Source organism: Pseudoalteromonas sp. KS88, assembly GCF_004766475.1.
Taxonomy (GTDB): domain Bacteria; phylum Pseudomonadota; class Gammaproteobacteria; order Enterobacterales; family Alteromonadaceae; genus Pseudoalteromonas.
The window spans coordinates 90,748-107,063 of sequence record NZ_PYHV01000006.1; the positions used below are offsets into that span (position 1 = coordinate 90,748).

The 16,316-nt window shown below is 43.0% G+C and carries 14 protein-coding genes; all 14 read right to left on the bottom strand.

The features are described 5' to 3' along the window. Positions 1-63: 63 nt before the first annotated feature. From ftsZ to rsmH, 14 genes are read right to left on the bottom strand one after another with little or no spacing between them, the layout of a single operon-like run. Entirely contained in the window at positions 64-1,308 is a 1,245-nt protein-coding gene (ftsZ, locus tag C7Y70_RS03335) for a cell division protein FtsZ (protein WP_135473358.1), read from the bottom strand. Positions 1,309-1,329: 21 nt separating this feature from the next. Further along, positions 1,330-2,562, bottom strand: a complete 1,233-nt coding sequence (gene ftsA / locus C7Y70_RS03340) for a cell division protein FtsA (protein WP_099296171.1) — start codon at positions 2,560-2,562, stop codon at positions 1,330-1,332. Further along, on the bottom strand, positions 2,559-3,338 hold the full coding sequence (locus C7Y70_RS03345; RefSeq protein ID WP_135473359.1) for a cell division protein FtsQ/DivIB: 780 nt from the start codon (positions 3,336-3,338) through the stop codon (positions 2,559-2,561). The genes ftsA and C7Y70_RS03345 overlap by 4 nt, the downstream gene beginning before the upstream one ends. A gap of 1 nt (position 3,339) precedes the next feature. After that, a complete protein-coding gene (locus C7Y70_RS03350) occupies positions 3,340-4,260 on the bottom strand; it encodes a D-alanine--D-alanine ligase (RefSeq protein ID WP_099296169.1) in 921 nt (306 codons plus the stop codon). Next, positions 4,257-5,666, bottom strand: coding sequence for a UDP-N-acetylmuramate--L-alanine ligase (gene murC, locus C7Y70_RS03355; RefSeq protein WP_245321348.1), 1,410 nt, complete (start codon positions 5,664-5,666; stop codon positions 4,257-4,259). Before murC ends, C7Y70_RS03350 begins: the two co-directional genes overlap by 4 nt. Before the next feature lie 50 nt (positions 5,667-5,716). Next, positions 5,717-6,799, bottom strand: a complete 1,083-nt coding sequence (gene murG / locus C7Y70_RS03360) for an undecaprenyldiphospho-muramoylpentapeptide beta-N-acetylglucosaminyltransferase (protein WP_135473361.1) — start codon at positions 6,797-6,799, stop codon at positions 5,717-5,719. Further along, positions 6,796-7,971, bottom strand: a complete 1,176-nt coding sequence (gene ftsW / locus C7Y70_RS03365; RefSeq protein ID WP_099296166.1) for a cell division protein FtsW — start codon at positions 7,969-7,971, stop codon at positions 6,796-6,798. The genes murG and ftsW overlap by 4 nt, the downstream gene beginning before the upstream one ends. Continuing rightward, positions 7,968-9,293 (bottom strand): UDP-N-acetylmuramoyl-L-alanine--D-glutamate ligase, encoded by a 1,326-nt coding sequence (gene murD / locus C7Y70_RS03370; RefSeq protein WP_135473362.1) that lies wholly within the window; start codon positions 9,291-9,293, stop codon positions 7,968-7,970. Before murD ends, ftsW begins: the two co-directional genes overlap by 4 nt. Continuing rightward, positions 9,294-10,376: a phospho-N-acetylmuramoyl-pentapeptide-transferase gene (mraY, locus tag C7Y70_RS03375; RefSeq protein WP_099296164.1), complete on the bottom strand. Its 1,083-nt coding sequence runs from the start codon at positions 10,374-10,376 to the stop codon at positions 9,294-9,296. After that, complete coding sequence (gene murF, locus C7Y70_RS03380; RefSeq protein ID WP_135473363.1) at positions 10,370-11,758, bottom strand: UDP-N-acetylmuramoyl-tripeptide--D-alanyl-D-alanine ligase; 1,389 nt, start codon at positions 11,756-11,758, stop codon at positions 10,370-10,372. The genes mraY and murF overlap by 7 nt, the downstream gene beginning before the upstream one ends. Further along, entirely contained in the window at positions 11,755-13,233 is a 1,479-nt protein-coding gene (murE, locus tag C7Y70_RS03385) for a UDP-N-acetylmuramoyl-L-alanyl-D-glutamate--2,6-diaminopimelate ligase (protein WP_167850785.1), read from the bottom strand. The genes murF and murE overlap by 4 nt, the downstream gene beginning before the upstream one ends. Continuing rightward, positions 13,226-15,043, bottom strand: a complete 1,818-nt coding sequence (locus tag C7Y70_RS03390; protein ID WP_099296161.1) for a penicillin-binding transpeptidase domain-containing protein — start codon at positions 15,041-15,043, stop codon at positions 13,226-13,228. The genes murE and C7Y70_RS03390 overlap by 8 nt, the downstream gene beginning before the upstream one ends. Continuing rightward, positions 15,040-15,366: a cell division protein FtsL gene (ftsL, locus tag C7Y70_RS03395; protein WP_099296160.1), complete on the bottom strand. Its 327-nt coding sequence runs from the start codon at positions 15,364-15,366 to the stop codon at positions 15,040-15,042. The genes C7Y70_RS03390 and ftsL overlap by 4 nt, the downstream gene beginning before the upstream one ends. Then, positions 15,363-16,301, bottom strand: coding sequence for a 16S rRNA (cytosine(1402)-N(4))-methyltransferase RsmH (rsmH, locus tag C7Y70_RS03400; RefSeq protein WP_135473364.1), 939 nt, complete (start codon positions 16,299-16,301; stop codon positions 15,363-15,365). The genes ftsL and rsmH overlap by 4 nt, the downstream gene beginning before the upstream one ends. Positions 16,302-16,316 lie beyond the last annotated feature (15 nt).

Consider the following 16,316-nt stretch of genomic DNA (forward strand, 5'->3'; position numbering starts at 1 on the left):
AATATCACAGATACGACCAGCTGCCAAATTTGTTTACTTTTCATGCAAAAAAAATAATTTTGCTTAATCAGCCTGCTTTCTTAAAAATGCAGGGATGTCGAAGTAATCACCACCTTCAGACTTATCAGATGTTTTACCACTTTCCGTGGTTTTTGCGCTACCACTTTGAGCCGTCATGCCCGATTCTTGTTTTTCTGTCGTTGAGGCATTATCGACTTCATGGCTGCTGCTACCTTGGCTTGCAAAGCTTGGTACATACATACTGCTGCTTGTCTGGCTTGTTGAGCTTGCTACATCAGAGCCTGATGCTTTTTTAAAGCCATTATCAACAATACCAAATTGTGGACGACGATCGCCACCTAGACCTGTTGCAACAACTGTTACTCGTAGTTCATCAGTCATTTCTGGGTCAATAACAGCACCCACAACAACCGTTGCATTTTCAGATGCTAATGCTTTTACGTGATTACCGACGATTTCAAATTCTTCAATCGCGATATCCATACCCGCAGTAATGTTAACTAAAATGCCTTTAGCACCTGTTAAGTCAACATCTTCTAATAGCGGGCTAGAGATAGCAGCTTCTGCGGCTTCTTGCGCACGATCAGGACCTGATGCTGAAGCAGTTCCCATCATTGCAGTGCCCATTGCTGACATAACAGTACGTACGTCGGCGAAATCCACATTGATCAAACCAGAACGGGTAATTAATTCGGCAATACCTTGCACAGCACCAAATAACACGTCGTTTGCTTTAGCGAAGGCATCTAATAGTGTAGTCCCTTTACCTAAAACTTTAAGCAATTTATTGTTAGGAATTGTAATAAGTGAATCTACAATTTCTGACAACTCATTAATACCTTGTTCAGCAGCTGCTGCACGCTTTTTACCTTCGAAGTCAAACGGGCGTGTAACTACAGCAACCGTTAAAATACCTAAATCTTTCGCTATTTTAGCAACGACAGGTGCAGCACCTGTGCCTGTACCACCGCCCATTCCGGCTGCGATGAATACCATGTCAGCACCTTCAAGGCTGTTGCGAATTGTGTCTGCATCTTCTTCTGCAGAGCTGCGACCCACTTCTGGATTTGCGCCTGCACCCAAACCTGATGTAATTTGCGTACCAAGTTGAACTGTAATGTCTGCTGATGAATTACGTAATGCTTGCGCATCTGTATTCGCAGCAATAAAACGTACGCCTTCAATTTGTTGTTTTACCATGTGCTCAACAGCGTTACCGCCGCCACCGCCCACGCCAATTACTTTTATTACAGCTTCTTCGCTGTGTTGTTCCATAATATCAAACATGTTTACTCTCCGACTTGAGTACTAAAACTCGCCTTGAAACCACTTTGTAATACGGTTCCACCAATTGTTATCACCTTCAGGTTTCGACTTTTGTGCATTCATCGATTGCATTGTACGGCCGTATTGCAATAAGCCCACCGCCGTTGCATATGAAGGATCATCAACATAATCTGTTAAACCAACCATCCCGATTGGTTTGCCTACTCTTACTGGCATTTGGAAGATATCTTCAGCTACTTCCATGGCGCCTGCCATTTTTGCACTACCACCTGTAATAACAAGTCCAGCTGCAATTTGGTCTTCTAATCCTGAACGACGGATTTCTTCCATCGCCAGTTCAAATAATTCTCTAAAACGTGGCTCTACAACCTCAGATAACGTATGGCGCGACATCAGTCTCGCTGGACGTCCACCCACACTTGGTACTTCAATTGTATCTTCACTGCTGGCCATTTGACTGCTTGCACACGCATATTGTACCTTGAGAGACTCAGCATGTGATATCGGCGTGCGGAATATTTTCGCAATATCTCCAGTTACTTGATTGCCCGCTACCGGAATCACGGCAGAATGGCGTAAAGCACCATTAATATAAATAGTGATATCCATTGTACCACCACCAATATCAAGTACCGCTACACCCAGCTCTTTTTCGTCATCTGTGAGAACTGAGTAACATGACGCCAGCGCTGTAAATATTAACTGATCTACCTCTAAGCCACAGCGTTCAACACATTTCTCAATATTTTTAGCCATGTCATTTGAGCACGTAATAATGTGAGCTCTGGCTTCCATTCGCACACCACTCATGCCCAGCGGGTTTTTAATGCCCTCTTGCATATCAATGCTGTACTCTTGCGGTAGCGCATGCAGCATCTTACGTTCCGCTGAAATAGGCACTGAGCGGGCAATATGAATTACGTTTTCAACGTCTTCTTCTGTGACTTCGGTATTATTGATAGCAACAACGCCATTTTCATTTTGGCATTGGATATGTTTCCCTGAAATACCCAAATATACAGAGCTAATACGGCAATCTGCCATTAACTCGGCTTCATCAATTGCACGACGAATCGATTCAGACACTAAATTAAGGTCATTCACGCCGCCTTTATCCATACCGTGGGATACTTGGCTACCAATTCCAACAATACTGAGCTTATTATCTGCGGTGATTTCACCAACCGTGGCCACCACTTTTGAGGTGCCAACGTCTAATCCAATCACTAGGTTTCTTTCTGCTGACTTAGTCATGCCTTACTCTTATTTTGTAATTGTGCTTCTTCCAGGAGCTTCCAGCTCACTGCAAGGCCGGTATCATACCGTAAATCCACTACATCTACTTGTGCATCTGCACGCTTTTCCATACGTGGGTAGACATCTATAAATCGCTGTACCCGTTTTGCTTTTTCTTTTCGGCCTAAATTAAGGCGAATACCATTATCAAGCCAAAGCTGCCATGAGAACCGTTCAGACAAGGCTAAACTAGTTAACTTTAATTGGTTTAAGCTCAGCATATCATCAAATTGCTGATAGGCTGTCCACGCTTCGTGCTCACTGCCTTCTGGGCCATATAACTGCGGTAACTCTTCATCAAGTTGCTCACTGTTTGCTTGGAACACTTCACCTTGCTTATTAAGCAGTAAATCACTATTCCATACAGCAACCGCTTGATGTTCAACAACATACACCTGCAATGTATCAGGCCACTGCTTTCTAACAGAAGCAGTGGCAACCCAAGGTAACTCTTGCACTAGATGCTGAACATGGGTCACGTTCAAGTCAAAAAAGCTGGATAAATCGGCCTTTTTTATTGCCATTATAATGGCTTTTTCATCCGTATACTTGGGCTTACCCATGACCGCTAAATGCTTTATTTGCGCATCTTTATTGTCCACCAACCACTGCTGAACCCCACTGGTGATCTGCACTAAGCTAACCACCACAACAAGAAAAAAACTAATACCAAAAACCAGCGACCAATTAAGTTGCTGTTTTAACTGCTTTGCTTTTTCTAAAAGGGGATGCATTTTAAAGTGTTTGCTCCAAAATGCGAACAACTAATTGCTCAAAAGTTGCCCCGTTTGCTTTTGCTGCCATCGGCACTAATGATTTTTCTGTCATGCCAGGCACAGTATTAACCTCTAGCAGGTAAAAATTCCCTTGCTCATCCTGCATAGCATCAACCCTACCCCAGCCACTTGCGCCCACCAAGTCAAACGCTTGCAGCGCTATGTCTTGCAATAATTTGGTTTGCGCTACTGATAAATCTGCAGGGCAATGGTATTGAGTCGTTGTTGATTGATACTTAGCTTGGTAATCATAGAAACCATTCGGTGTCGTCATTTCAATCACAGGTTGAACGTCATTACCAAGCACTGTTACTGTAAATTCACGACCTGTTATCCATTGTTCCACTAACACTTGGTTATCAAACTTGAACGCTTCTGTTAGGGCTAATTCCAATTCTTCAGCTGTATTAGCTTGCGCCATACCGATACTCGAGCCCTCATGAGATGGCTTCACCATCACCTTTTTAAGGTCGCTCATTATTGCTGCAGTATCAAAACCTCGTTTGCTATCAACAACTGCATATGGCGCAGTACTGAGCCCTGCTGATTTAAACAAGTGTTTACAGCGAATTTTATCCATCGCTAATGCCGAACCCAAAACATTGCTTCCGGTATAAGGCAAGCCCATAAACTCAAGCGCGCCTTGAATAGTGCCATCTTCTCCACCACGGCCATGCAAAGCAATAAAGACCCGATCAACGCCAAGCTCTTTTAATTGCCACAATGGCTGTTCTTTTGGATCAAAAGCAATCGCATCAACACCTGCACCTTGTAAAGCACTTAATACGGCTTGACCCGATCTAATCGACACTTCACGCTCTGCTGAGTCGCCACCCAATAGCACTGCAACCTTGCCAAATTGTGTATTGAGTTGTGTCATACTTCTACCTGCTTTAGCTGTTTAACCGACAACTCTGTTGCCGCTAACTGTTTAACTAATTGACCTATATTACCAGCCCCTTGCGTTAAAACTAAGTCATTGTCTTGTAATATATTCGCTAATACGCCTGCAAGCTCTGAATTACTGGCTATGTGTAATGGCTCTTTGCCACGCTGACGTAAGCTTCGACATAAACTCTTGCTATCAGCACCGATAATAGGCTCCTCACCAGCACTGTAAACATCGAGTAGTAATAGCTGGTCAACATCAGCAAGTACTTTAATAAAGTCCTCGTACAAATCACGAGTACGACTAAATCTATGTGGCTGGTAAATCATCACTAAACGCTTATCTGGCCACCCTTCACGTACTGCTGCAATAGTCGCTGCAACCTCAGATGGGTGATGACCATAATCGTCAACGAGCATGACATTACCGCACTCATTTTCAAACGTACCGTAGTGTTGGAAACGACGGCCTATGCCTTCAAACTTATCTAAGGCTTGTAAAATTGCTTGATCCGAAATATTTTGATCTTTTGCAACAGCAATAGCAGCGGTCGCATTTAGAGCATTATGTTTACCTGGCATATTCAGCTGAATCGTTAAGTCATTACCTTGTTTGGTACGCACTGTAAAAGAACAGGTATTGCCTTGTTGGCTAAAGTTAAGCATGCGGTAATCAGCCTCTGCTGATTCGCCATAGGTGATCACGGGTCGAGCAAATCGTGGAATTAGCTCTGCCGCAACGTTTGAATCAATACACACCACAGCTAAGCCATAAAATGGCAGATTATGGATAAACTCAACATACGTGTCTTTCATTTTTTCCAAGCTACCACCGTAGGTATCCATGTGATCTTCTTCAATGTTTGTGATCACTGAAACCATGGGTTGTAAATGCAAAAATGATGCATCGCTTTCATCAGCTTCTGCAATTAAAAAGTCACTTTTACCTACTTTTGCGTTACTGCCAGCACTATTAAGTAAACCGCCAATAATAAATGTCGGATCGAGCCCTGCTTGAGCATAAATACTGGCTATTAAGCTCGTTGTTGTGGTTTTACCGTGTGTGCCTGCAATCGCAATACCGTGACGAAAACGCATTAGCTCAGCCAGCATTTCAGCACGACGTACAACTGGAATACGCGCCGCTTTTGCAGCTATAATTTCAGGGTTGGTTTCATCAATAGCGCTTGAAACAACAACCACGTTTGCATCTTTCACATTATTTGCATGGTGGCCAATAAACACTTCAGCACCCGCTTTAATTAAACGCTCTGTCATAGCGCTATGAGCTATATCTGAGCCTGTGATACGGTAGCCTTCAAAAGCCAATACTTCTGCAATACCGCCCATCCCTGCGCCACCAATACCAATAAAGTGGATAGTGTCGATTCGTCGCATTGCTGGTCGTGATGAGTTATTTACACCCACACTTTGTTTATTTAATTCGTTCACACAATTCTCTTTTTATCTATTACTTGCTCACAGTGCTGTGCAACATGCGCTGTGGCATCAATGGTGGCTAACGCTTTTGCGCGCTGCGCCATCTGATCTATTAATTTTGGCTGTTCTAAATAAGGTCTCAAGGTATCGACAATATTAGCTTGGTTAAATTCACCTTGCGGCATTAATAATGCAGCCTCAGCAGCAACTAAAAATTGCGCATTTGCGGTTTGATGATCGTCAACTGCATGCGGGAATGGCACAAACAATGCCATTTTCCCTGCTGCGGCTATCTCACTTACTGTGAGCGCGCCTGCACGGCAAATAACAATATCAGCCCAGCTATACGCGGCATCCATATCATCAATAAACTCAGCGGCCTTTACTAGGTCTGAGCTAAATGCGTGGGCTTTATAGGCTTGAGTAACTCCATCGAGATGACCTTTACCTGTTTGGTGCCACACGTTTACGTCGGTTATTTGAGATAATTCCTTAAAAGTCGAAGGCAGTGTGCTATTAAGCACCTGAGCACCCAATGAACCACCCACAACTAATACGTTAATTGGACTTGATGCATGTCGTGCTGCGACCTTTGCCACACTTTGACGAACAGGATTGCCAACAACTTCACTTTTGCCATTTTCAAATGCACTAGGAAATGCAGCGAGCACTTTATTTGCACACTTTGCCAGCCACTTATTACTCATTCCGGCTACTGCATTTTGCTCATGGATCACTAATGGAATTCCTAAGCTTCGTGCTGCAATACCCGTTGGGCCAGTCACATAACCTCCCATGGCTAAAACCACATCTGGACGCTGCTTTTTTAATACTTTGCGTGCTTGCATAATGGCATTGATAACCATAAAAGGCGCTTTAATTAAACGTTTTAAGCCGTTGCCACGTACGCCTTTAACATTAATAAAATCAATCGCAATATCATGTTTAGGCACGACCTGCGCTTCCATTCTATCAGCTGTACCAATCCAACTTACCTGCCACCCCTGCTGTTTCAGGTGCTGGGCAACAGCAATACCAGGAAAAATATGTCCGCCCGTACCGCCGGCAACAACGATTAGCTTTTTACTCATCGCTTACCTCCTCGGGATGTTGCTTGTTTAGTTGCCATTTTAGTTTCAAAATCAACACGGAATAAAATCCCTGCGGCAATGGTCATTATCAATAAGCTAGAACCACCATAAGATACAAAAGGTAACGTTAGCCCTTTAGTCGGTAAAATACCGGCACTGGCTCCCACATTCACCATGGTTTGAAAAGCAAACCAAATTCCTATGGCCAATGAAAAATAACCTTCATATTCTTTGCCACATTTAAGTGCTTGTTGCCCAATTAAAAGAGCACGAAAAACTAAAACACAAAACACGGTTAAAATACTTAACACGCCAACAAAACCAAGCTCTTCGCCTATCACAGCAAAAATAAAATCATTATGCGCTTCGGGTAAATATTGTAATTTTTGTACGCTATTGCCAAGCCCTTGGCCAAACCAACCACCTTGACCATAGGCCATTAACGATTGCACTAGCTGATAACCTTTGCCAAATGGATCATCCCATGGCTCTAAAAAGCCAACTACACGAGCCATACGGTAAGGTTCTACTATTATCAGTAAAACCACTAAGCCAATTCCCGTTAAGATTAACGCAAAGAACTGCCATAATTTAGCGCCAGCTAAAAACAACAAACCCACAGTGGTAACAAACATAACCACAACCGTCCCTAAGTCAGGTTGTAACAAAATCAATAAAGCATAAACGGCAAATACTGCAATAGGCTTTGCAAAGCCTTTTATATTTTCTTGCACCTCTGCACGTTTACGAACAAGGTAACCCGCGATGTAACTAAAAAAGTAGAGCTTTGCAGCCTCAGCAACTTGAAAGCCAATTGGGCCTACCGGTATCCATCTTTTAGCTCCGTTTACTTCACGACCGACTATTAACACAATGACCAATAAAACCATGCCCAATATTAACAAGTAAGGGTTAGAGCGTTTCCACCAATCCATAGGCACACTACATGCAATCCAAAAAAGCACAAAGCTCATGGCTAAAAACATGCTGTGACGAATAGATATATGATAGGGGTTGTCGAACAATCGATCAGCCGTTGCCATAGATGCGCTCGTCACCATGACAAACCCAACTCCAATAAGCATGATCACGCAGTACAATAGAGGCACATCGTACAATTGTGCTGATTGTTTTGGCGTTAAAGCCTCGCGAATATCAGCCAGTGCAATCATTGTTCACCCGCCTTTACACACTCACAAAAATGCTCGCCTCGTTGCATGTAGTTATTATACATATCGATGCTCGCACACGCTGGTGCTAGCAACACATAATCGCCAGCTTCAGCCTGAGCCTTAGCAAGCTTTACAGCTTGGGCCATATTTTCTGTCAAATGCGACTTGTTAGTCAGCACTGAAAGTGCCTTAGCATCTTTACCAAAACAGATCAGTGCTTTTACTTTATCTTGTAAGTACGGTTTAAGTGCATCTAAATCAGCGCCTTTGGCATCGCCACCAGCAATCACAATCAACTGCCTCGCCTGCTCTGACAAACTATCAATAGCCGCAATGGTGGCACCTACATTTGTTGCTTTTGAGTCATTAAAATATTTGACCCCACTGTACTCAGCAACAAACTGACAACGATGAGCTAGTCCTTTGAATACAGTAAACGCTTTAGCAAATTGCTCAGCAGATATATCGAAAGGCTGTAATAATGCCATTACTGATAGCGCATTAAGGTGATTATGATTACCCACAACGCTCAGGTCACTAACCGGTAAAATAGCTTTACCGTGAGCAGTAAAGTAAGGCTCACCGTTTATTGTTGATACACAATAATCCGCGTCAGATAGAGCAAAGCTCACTTGCGGGTTAACATCGGTGTGAGTAGCTGAATCATTTTTGTTAACTACAGCCAGTGCTGTATTAGTATAAATTGTTTGTTTGGAGCTTATATATGCTTGATAGCTAGCATAGCGGTCAAGGTGGTCTTCTGATACATTTAGCACTGTAGCGCTGATCGGTTCTAAGCTGGTCGAAGTATCGAGCTGAAAGCTTGAAAGCTCTAGCACATACACATCAAAATCACCCGCTAACAAATCAAGTACAGCAGTGCCAATATTACCGCCTAAGCCAACATTAAACCCTGCCGCTTTTAGAACATCATAGGCAAGAGTAACAACCGTTGATTTACCATTAGAACCGGTCACCGCAACTACTGGCTTGTCATTTAAACGCGCAAACAACTCTATATCACCAATCACTTCAACACCCGCTGCAATAGCGTCTGCCACTGCAGGTATTGTTAAGCTAAGGCCAGGGCTAATAATTATAATATCGGCTGTCGATAAATTAGCACAACTTAAGTCACCAAAATGAGTATTAAGTTCAGGCGCATTGCTGTGCAACCAATCTTTACCAGGGGGTAACTCGCGGCTATCTACCACTGTTGGTGCAATATTATGAGACAATAAAAAACGCACAATGCCCAGACCGGTTACACCGAGCCCGAGCACTGTTATACGCTTTGTTTGTATCTCGTTTAAATACGTCATCTACCTGATCTTTAATGTCACAAGGCCTGCTAACACAAGCACAATCGATATAATCCAAAAGCGAACAATAACGCGAGGTTCTGGCCAGCCTTTTAATTCATAATGATGATGAATTGGCGCCATTCTAAAGATTCGCTGGCCCCTTAACTTATACGAGCCCACTTGCAAAATAACGGACAAGGCTTCCATAACGAATACCCCCCCCATAATCACTAACACCAATTCTTGGCGTACAAGTACAGCAATAATTCCCAGTGCGCCACCTAGCGCTAGTGAGCCTACATCGCCCATAAAGACTTGCGCTGGGTACGTGTTGAACCATAAAAACCCAAGTCCTGCACCCACAATGGCTGTACAAACAACAACCAATTCACTTGCTAAAGGTAAATGCGGAATATGCAAATAAGCAGAAAAATTAACATTGCCTGTTAGATAGGCAATAATTGCCAAAGCTGCTGCCACTAAAATAGTCGGCACAATTGCGAGGCCATCTAAACCATCAGTTAAATTCACCGCGTTCGAAGTGCCCACAACCACAAAGTAGGTCATCACAATATAGAACAGGCCTAATTGCGGTAATACATCTTTAAAAAATGGTACAACAAGCGAGGTTTCATTAGCGTGATTTGCTGTAAAAAACAACGCACAAGCAACAACCAGCGCGATAACTGATTGCCAAAAGTACTTCCATTTAGCAATTAACCCTTTGGGGTCTTTACGAATAACCTTTCGGTAATCATCCACAAAACCAACAATACCCAGTGAGCCAATAACAAACAGCGTTGCCCACACATACTTATTAGCTAAATCAGCCCATAGTAATGTACTGGTAAAAATAGACGCTAAAATTAACAAGCCGCCCATGGTAGGCGTGCCTTTTTTAGATAAGTGAGATTCAGGCCCATCATCACGCACGACCTGACCAATTTGCATTTTTTGTAAACTACGTATCAGTTTAGGACCAAAATACAACGATATTAATAAGGCGGTTAAAATACCTAATACAGCTCGCACTGTAAGGTAAGAAAAGACATTAAATGCACTGTAATATTGGGTTAAATACTCTGCCAACCAAACTAACATGTTGGTGCTCCATTACTGCCATTTTGCTGGCTGTTAACTAAATCTTGTACAAGTAATTCCATTCGAGAGCTGCGCGATCCTTTCACGACGATAGTGGTTTTTTGTGATTTCTCAGTTAAACGAGCCTGCAACTGCTGTAACAACTGTTCTCGGCTGGAGAAGTGACGATTAGGCTTTTCAAATTCATCACTGGCGTACTTACTCAATACACCTAATGTGTAGAGCTCATCAATACCTTTTTGTTTTGCGTATTCACCCACTTGTTGATGATACATGCGAGCCTCTTCACCAAGCTCCCCCATGTCACCAAAAGCTAAAATTCGTTGACCTTCAATATCACTTAGTAAGTCAATTGCGGCTTTTACAGACTGAACGTTCGCGTTATAAGTATCATCGATTACAGTTAGCATATCGCTTACTTTAATCATATTTACCCGCCCTTTAACTTCACCCATATTAGCAAGTGCATCAGCTGCACTTTTCACGCTAACACCAAACTCAGATGTCAGTGCTGTTGCAATGAGTGCGTTCATTACATTATGTCGGCCAGGTAATGCTAGTTTTACTTTTACGCGCTCAGCAGCAGTGCAAATATAAAATGATGCGTGGGCCTGTTCATCAAGTAGCACTTCCTCTGCCCATACATCAAGCTTTTGTGTGCTTGAAAGGCGTTTGATTTTTTCTTTAGGGAGTTTATCTAGCCAAGATTGACTAAATTCACTGTCGCAATTAACAATCGCAATTCCGCCAGATTTTAAGCCGTCGTAAATCTCGCCCTTTGCTGTAGCAACGCCTTCAAGTGAACCAAACCCTTCAATATGAGCAGCCGCCACATTGCACACTACTGCCACATCCGGTTTAGTCATTGCTGCGGTATAAGCAATTTCACCAATGTGATTAGCGCCCAGCTCAATAACTGCATATTGATGTTGCGGCTCTAATCTTAATAGGGTTAATGGCACACCAATATCATTATTGAAGTTGCCTTTTGTTGCTAGCACCTCACCGTGGCCGCCAAGAATTGCCGCACACATTTCTTTAACTGTGGTTTTACCGACGCTTCCTGTAATTGCAATAGTCTTAGGTGCAACACTAGCCATCACTGCAGCACCAATTTGACCTAGCGCTAAACGGGTATCAGCAACTAAAAACTGAGGAATATCTACATCTACTTTGCGGTGAACAATAGCGCCAATAGCGCCTTTACTTTTTGCTTGCTCTACAAATTTGTGACCATCAAAGTTAGGCCCTTGTAGCGCTAAAAACACCTCACCATCGCACAAAGTACGGGTATCGGTATTAATGTTCTTTATCGTTTTATTATCACTTGGGCTTTGCGTTGCTAACACGTTAGCAAGCCAATCAAAATCCATAGGGATCATAACTGCGATCCTCTTTTTTGTTTTTTTAAGGTGTGTTGTACAAATTTACGATCGCAGAAATCTATGCGCTGAGAACCGATAATTTGATAATCTTCATGGCCTTTACCGGCAATTAAAACAACTTCATTTTCTTTTGCGTTATTAATAGCAAACTCAATTGCAGCACCGCGATCCGCTTCTAAATGTGCGTGATGCGGATTTTCCAAGCCCGCTGCAACTTCTGTGATTACTTGCATAGGGTCTTCACTGCGAGGGTTGTCACTGGTGATAATCACTTTATCTGCATTTTGTTCAGCAGCGCGTGCCATTATCGGGCGCTTACCTTTATCACGATCGCCACCACAACCAAACACACAACTCACACCACCAGGAACATGTTGCTGCAGTGCTTGCAGTGCCAATGCGAGTGCATCAGGTGTATGCGCATAATCAACAATACATGTTGGTTGGCCTAGCTCACTGAAAGCCTGCATACGCCCTGAAACGGGTTGTAAGCTAGCACAACCTGCGGCCAACGCTTCAAGCGGGTAACCTAAACCTAACAAGGTCGCAATGGCAGCTGCTAAATTGTACAAGTTAAATTCGCCAAACAGTGGGCATTGTATCGCGATATCACCCCAACTTGTAGTTAACTGTGCCGAAATACCCGACTTGTGGTAACTCACATCGGTAAAATATACAAACTGTGCACCCGTTGGTACTAAGTTTTTACGGCCATAACAGATTAAGTTTGTAAAATCATATTGCTCTAACCACTGTTGTGCTTGGTTATCATCTTGATTTAAAACAACCAATTGAGAATCAAAGTCGCGAAATAGCATTAATTTTGCTTGTGCGTAACTGGCCATATCACCATGGTAATCGAGGTGATCACGCGAAAGGTTAGTAAATACAGTCGCTTTAAATCGGCTGCCCAATACACGATGTTGCACTAAACCATGTGATGAAACTTCCATCGCCACTAGCTGCTTTTTCTGTGTCACAAGTTCAGATAAAATACGCTGTAGATCTACACATGAAGGCGTGGTGTTTATCAAAGGTGTTAACGAGTTTGGCTCTCCATACCCTAATGTACCAATAATTGCAGCAGCCTTTGCACAATGATTTGCTAAATGGGCAATCATCGCAGTGGTTGTTGACTTGCCGTTTGTGCCGGTAACACCAATTAAATCAAGCATCTCACTAGGCGAATTATAAAAGCGACTTGCCAGTACAGGGAGTTTTTTATCCAAATCTGATGTTAAGTATAACTGCTCAAAATCACAGTCAAATTCACATAAACGATCTGCAACGACCGCTACAGCGCCTTTTTTAATTGCTTGCTCAATAAACTGCCCACCATCAAGTTGGTGACCCTTTACTGCAACAAACACATCGCCCGGTTTTACGTCGCGGCTGTCTAAACGCAGCTCATTAACCATTAAGCTCGTTGCGTCAATTTCAATGTGTTTTAATATTGTGTGTAAATCACGCACCATCATCTTTGCCTTTCACGTAGGCCACAGAACCTTTGTCAGGCGCTACGTTTAAAATTCGTAAGGAATTAGAAATTATTTCAGCAAATGCAGGTCCAGCCGTCGCACCGCCATAATAAACATCTCCACCGGGCTCATTGATTAATACCACAACAGCTAAACGTGGATTACTCGCAGGTGCAATGCCAGCAAAATAGCCAACATATTCGTCGCCGTAACCACCTACTGCCGCTTTTTTAGAAGTACCCGTTTTTCCCGCTGCACGATAACCGTCTACTTTGATCCGGCTTGCAGTGCCTCCGTCTTCGAACACGCTTTCCATCATATGCACAACGGCTTCAACATCTTTTTGTTGAAATACGCGTTCCCCTTCAGGAATAGAGTCTTGCTTTAATACGGTAAGCGGTCTATTAACGCCACCCGCACCTAACATGGCATAAAAACGAGCCATTTGAGCAGTACTTACAGCAATATTGTAACCAAATGATAGTGCGGCAATTTCATGATCAGACCAACGACGATTCGGGTAGAATAAGCCACTACTTTCACCGACCATTCCGGTGCCTGAATCAATACCAAAGCCTACTTTTTGATATAAACCTACAAAGTAATCTTTGGGTACGTCTTGGCTCACTTTCGTGACACCCATATTGCTTGAATACTTTAAAATATCCCTTAGCGTCATATCACCATGATTGCGTGTATCTTGAACTAAGCTACCACCTAAGCGCATCCAGCCTGGGTAGGTATCAACGGTATCCTCCGGTTGGATTGTGCCGTAGTCTAATCCAGCTAAAATGGCCAGAGGCTTAACGGTTGAGCCTGGTTCAAACAAATCTGTGATTGCGCGATTACGACGCTTATGAGGTGCTGCATCGCTTAAATTATTAGGATTAAAAGAGGGGCTATTAACCATTGCCAACACTTCGCCAGTTTTCACATCAACCACCATGGCTGAGCCTGATGTGGCTTTATAAGTCAAAACAGCTGATTTAACAGCTTTATAAGCTATTGCTTGAATACGTTGATCAATGCTTAATTGAATATTTTCAGGCTCTACTCGCTCTCGTTCGTCCAGTACTTCAACCTCTCGGCCTCGACCATCTTTACGAATTGTACGGCGACCTTCCTCACCCGTGAGGGCATTCTCATAGAGCTTTTCAATACCTTCAATGCCTTTACCATCGATATTTGTAAAGCCTAATACATGGGCGGTCACTTCACCAGCAGGGTAATAGCGCTTAGACTCATCAAGTAAATGAATGCCTGGAAGACGTAAATCACCAATATAATTTGCAACAGCAGGCGTTACTTGGCGCTTAAGGTATACAAAACGTCGAGTTGCATCATCGCGTAAACGGCTGTTTATTTTTTTCGGTTCAATGCGCAATACATCGGCCAGTTCTCGCCAGCGTAAGTCATTTTTATAATATAGCGCGACACGTTGATTAAGAAGGGCTTTGTTTTCGCTTAGCGCCTTTTGATCCTCGCCATTTTTGCGTGCCTGCCTAAGTACTTTTGCAACTAAAGATTTATGAAGGGCTTTTGGATCTGCATACACACTAACCACAGGTACACTGACTGCTAACTCTTTACCATGACGGTCAAAAATCATTCCTCGCTGAACATGCAGCTTTTCAACTCTTACCGTGCGTTTATTGCTTTCAGATCGTGCTTTATCAGGCTCAATAACCTGAAGATAAGCAGCACGAGACATCAAAGTTACAAAAACAAGCAACACAACAGAGCACACCAGCATAAAACGCCATGTGATCAAACTATTTACTGGTTTTTTCGCTCTGCTTCTCATGGCAGTGTTATCACCTGTTCATCTTGGCTTGTTGGGCGTTTCATCTTAAGCTGCATAATCGCAATTTCTTCGATACGCGCATGCTGCGAATAAAACTCTTCCTCAACAAGCAAATAGCGCCACTCAAGATCAAGTTCATCTCGCTCTTGCAACAATTCATCTTGCTCTATCAACTCTTGGCGAGCGAGGTGGGTAATTTGCACCACACTCAAACTAGATGCGAATATCACAACCAACAAGGCCGAGGTTAGCTTATTTGCTCCTAGGCCTTTTAAAATCTCTAAAAATAAGTTGGGTTGGCGATGATTCGCTTTTGGTTTCATCCCAACCTCTGTGCAACCCTAAGCACTGAACTACGCGAGCGTGGATTACGCTCAATTTCATCTTTGCTTGGTTTAATAGCTTTACCCACTGCTTTTAACGTCAGATTTTTATTTATTTGTTCATTGGTTAAAGGCAGACCTCTGGGTAATGCTGCTCCCTTACTCTGTTTTTTAATAAACTGTTTAACAATACGGTCTTCTAGTGAATGAAACGAAATAACAACCAATCGACCACCTGGCTTCAAAACATCAAGAGATGCTTGTAATGCTGTTTGGATCTCTTCTAATTCACTGTTGATATAAATTCTGATTGCTTGGAAAGTACGTGTTGCAGGGTGCTTAAATTTATCCTTCACTGGTACAGCTTCATCAACTAAATCAGCAAGTTGCTTAGTTGTTGTGATCGGTGTGTGCTCACGCACTTCAAGTACTTTGTGTGCGATACGACGACCAAATTTTTCTTCACCATAGGTTTTTATAACGTGAGTAATATCTTCAAGCTCAGCCTCAGCAAGCCATTGCGCAGCGCTACGACCGCTGGTTGGATCCATTCGCATATCCAATGGACCATCTTTCATAAAACTAAAACCACGATCCGCATCATCGAGCTGTGGTGAAGACACGCCAATGTCTAATAAAATGCCATCAACCTTACCCAATAGATCGTTTTGCTGTGCAACGTCGTATATATTTGAAAAACGGGTATGGGCAATTGCAAAACGGCTATCGTCAGCAAATTTTTCAGCTGCTTTTATAGCTTGGGGATCTTGGTCAATAGCCTGTAGGCGACCAGCATCACTTAATCGCGCAAGTATTTGCCCTGAATGTCCGCCACGGCCAAATGTACCATCCATGTAAATGCCGTCTGGCTGAATCGCGAGAGCATCGATGGTTTCGTCCATAAGCACGGAAATGTGTTCAAATTGCGCTGTCATTAGTTATAAATTGCC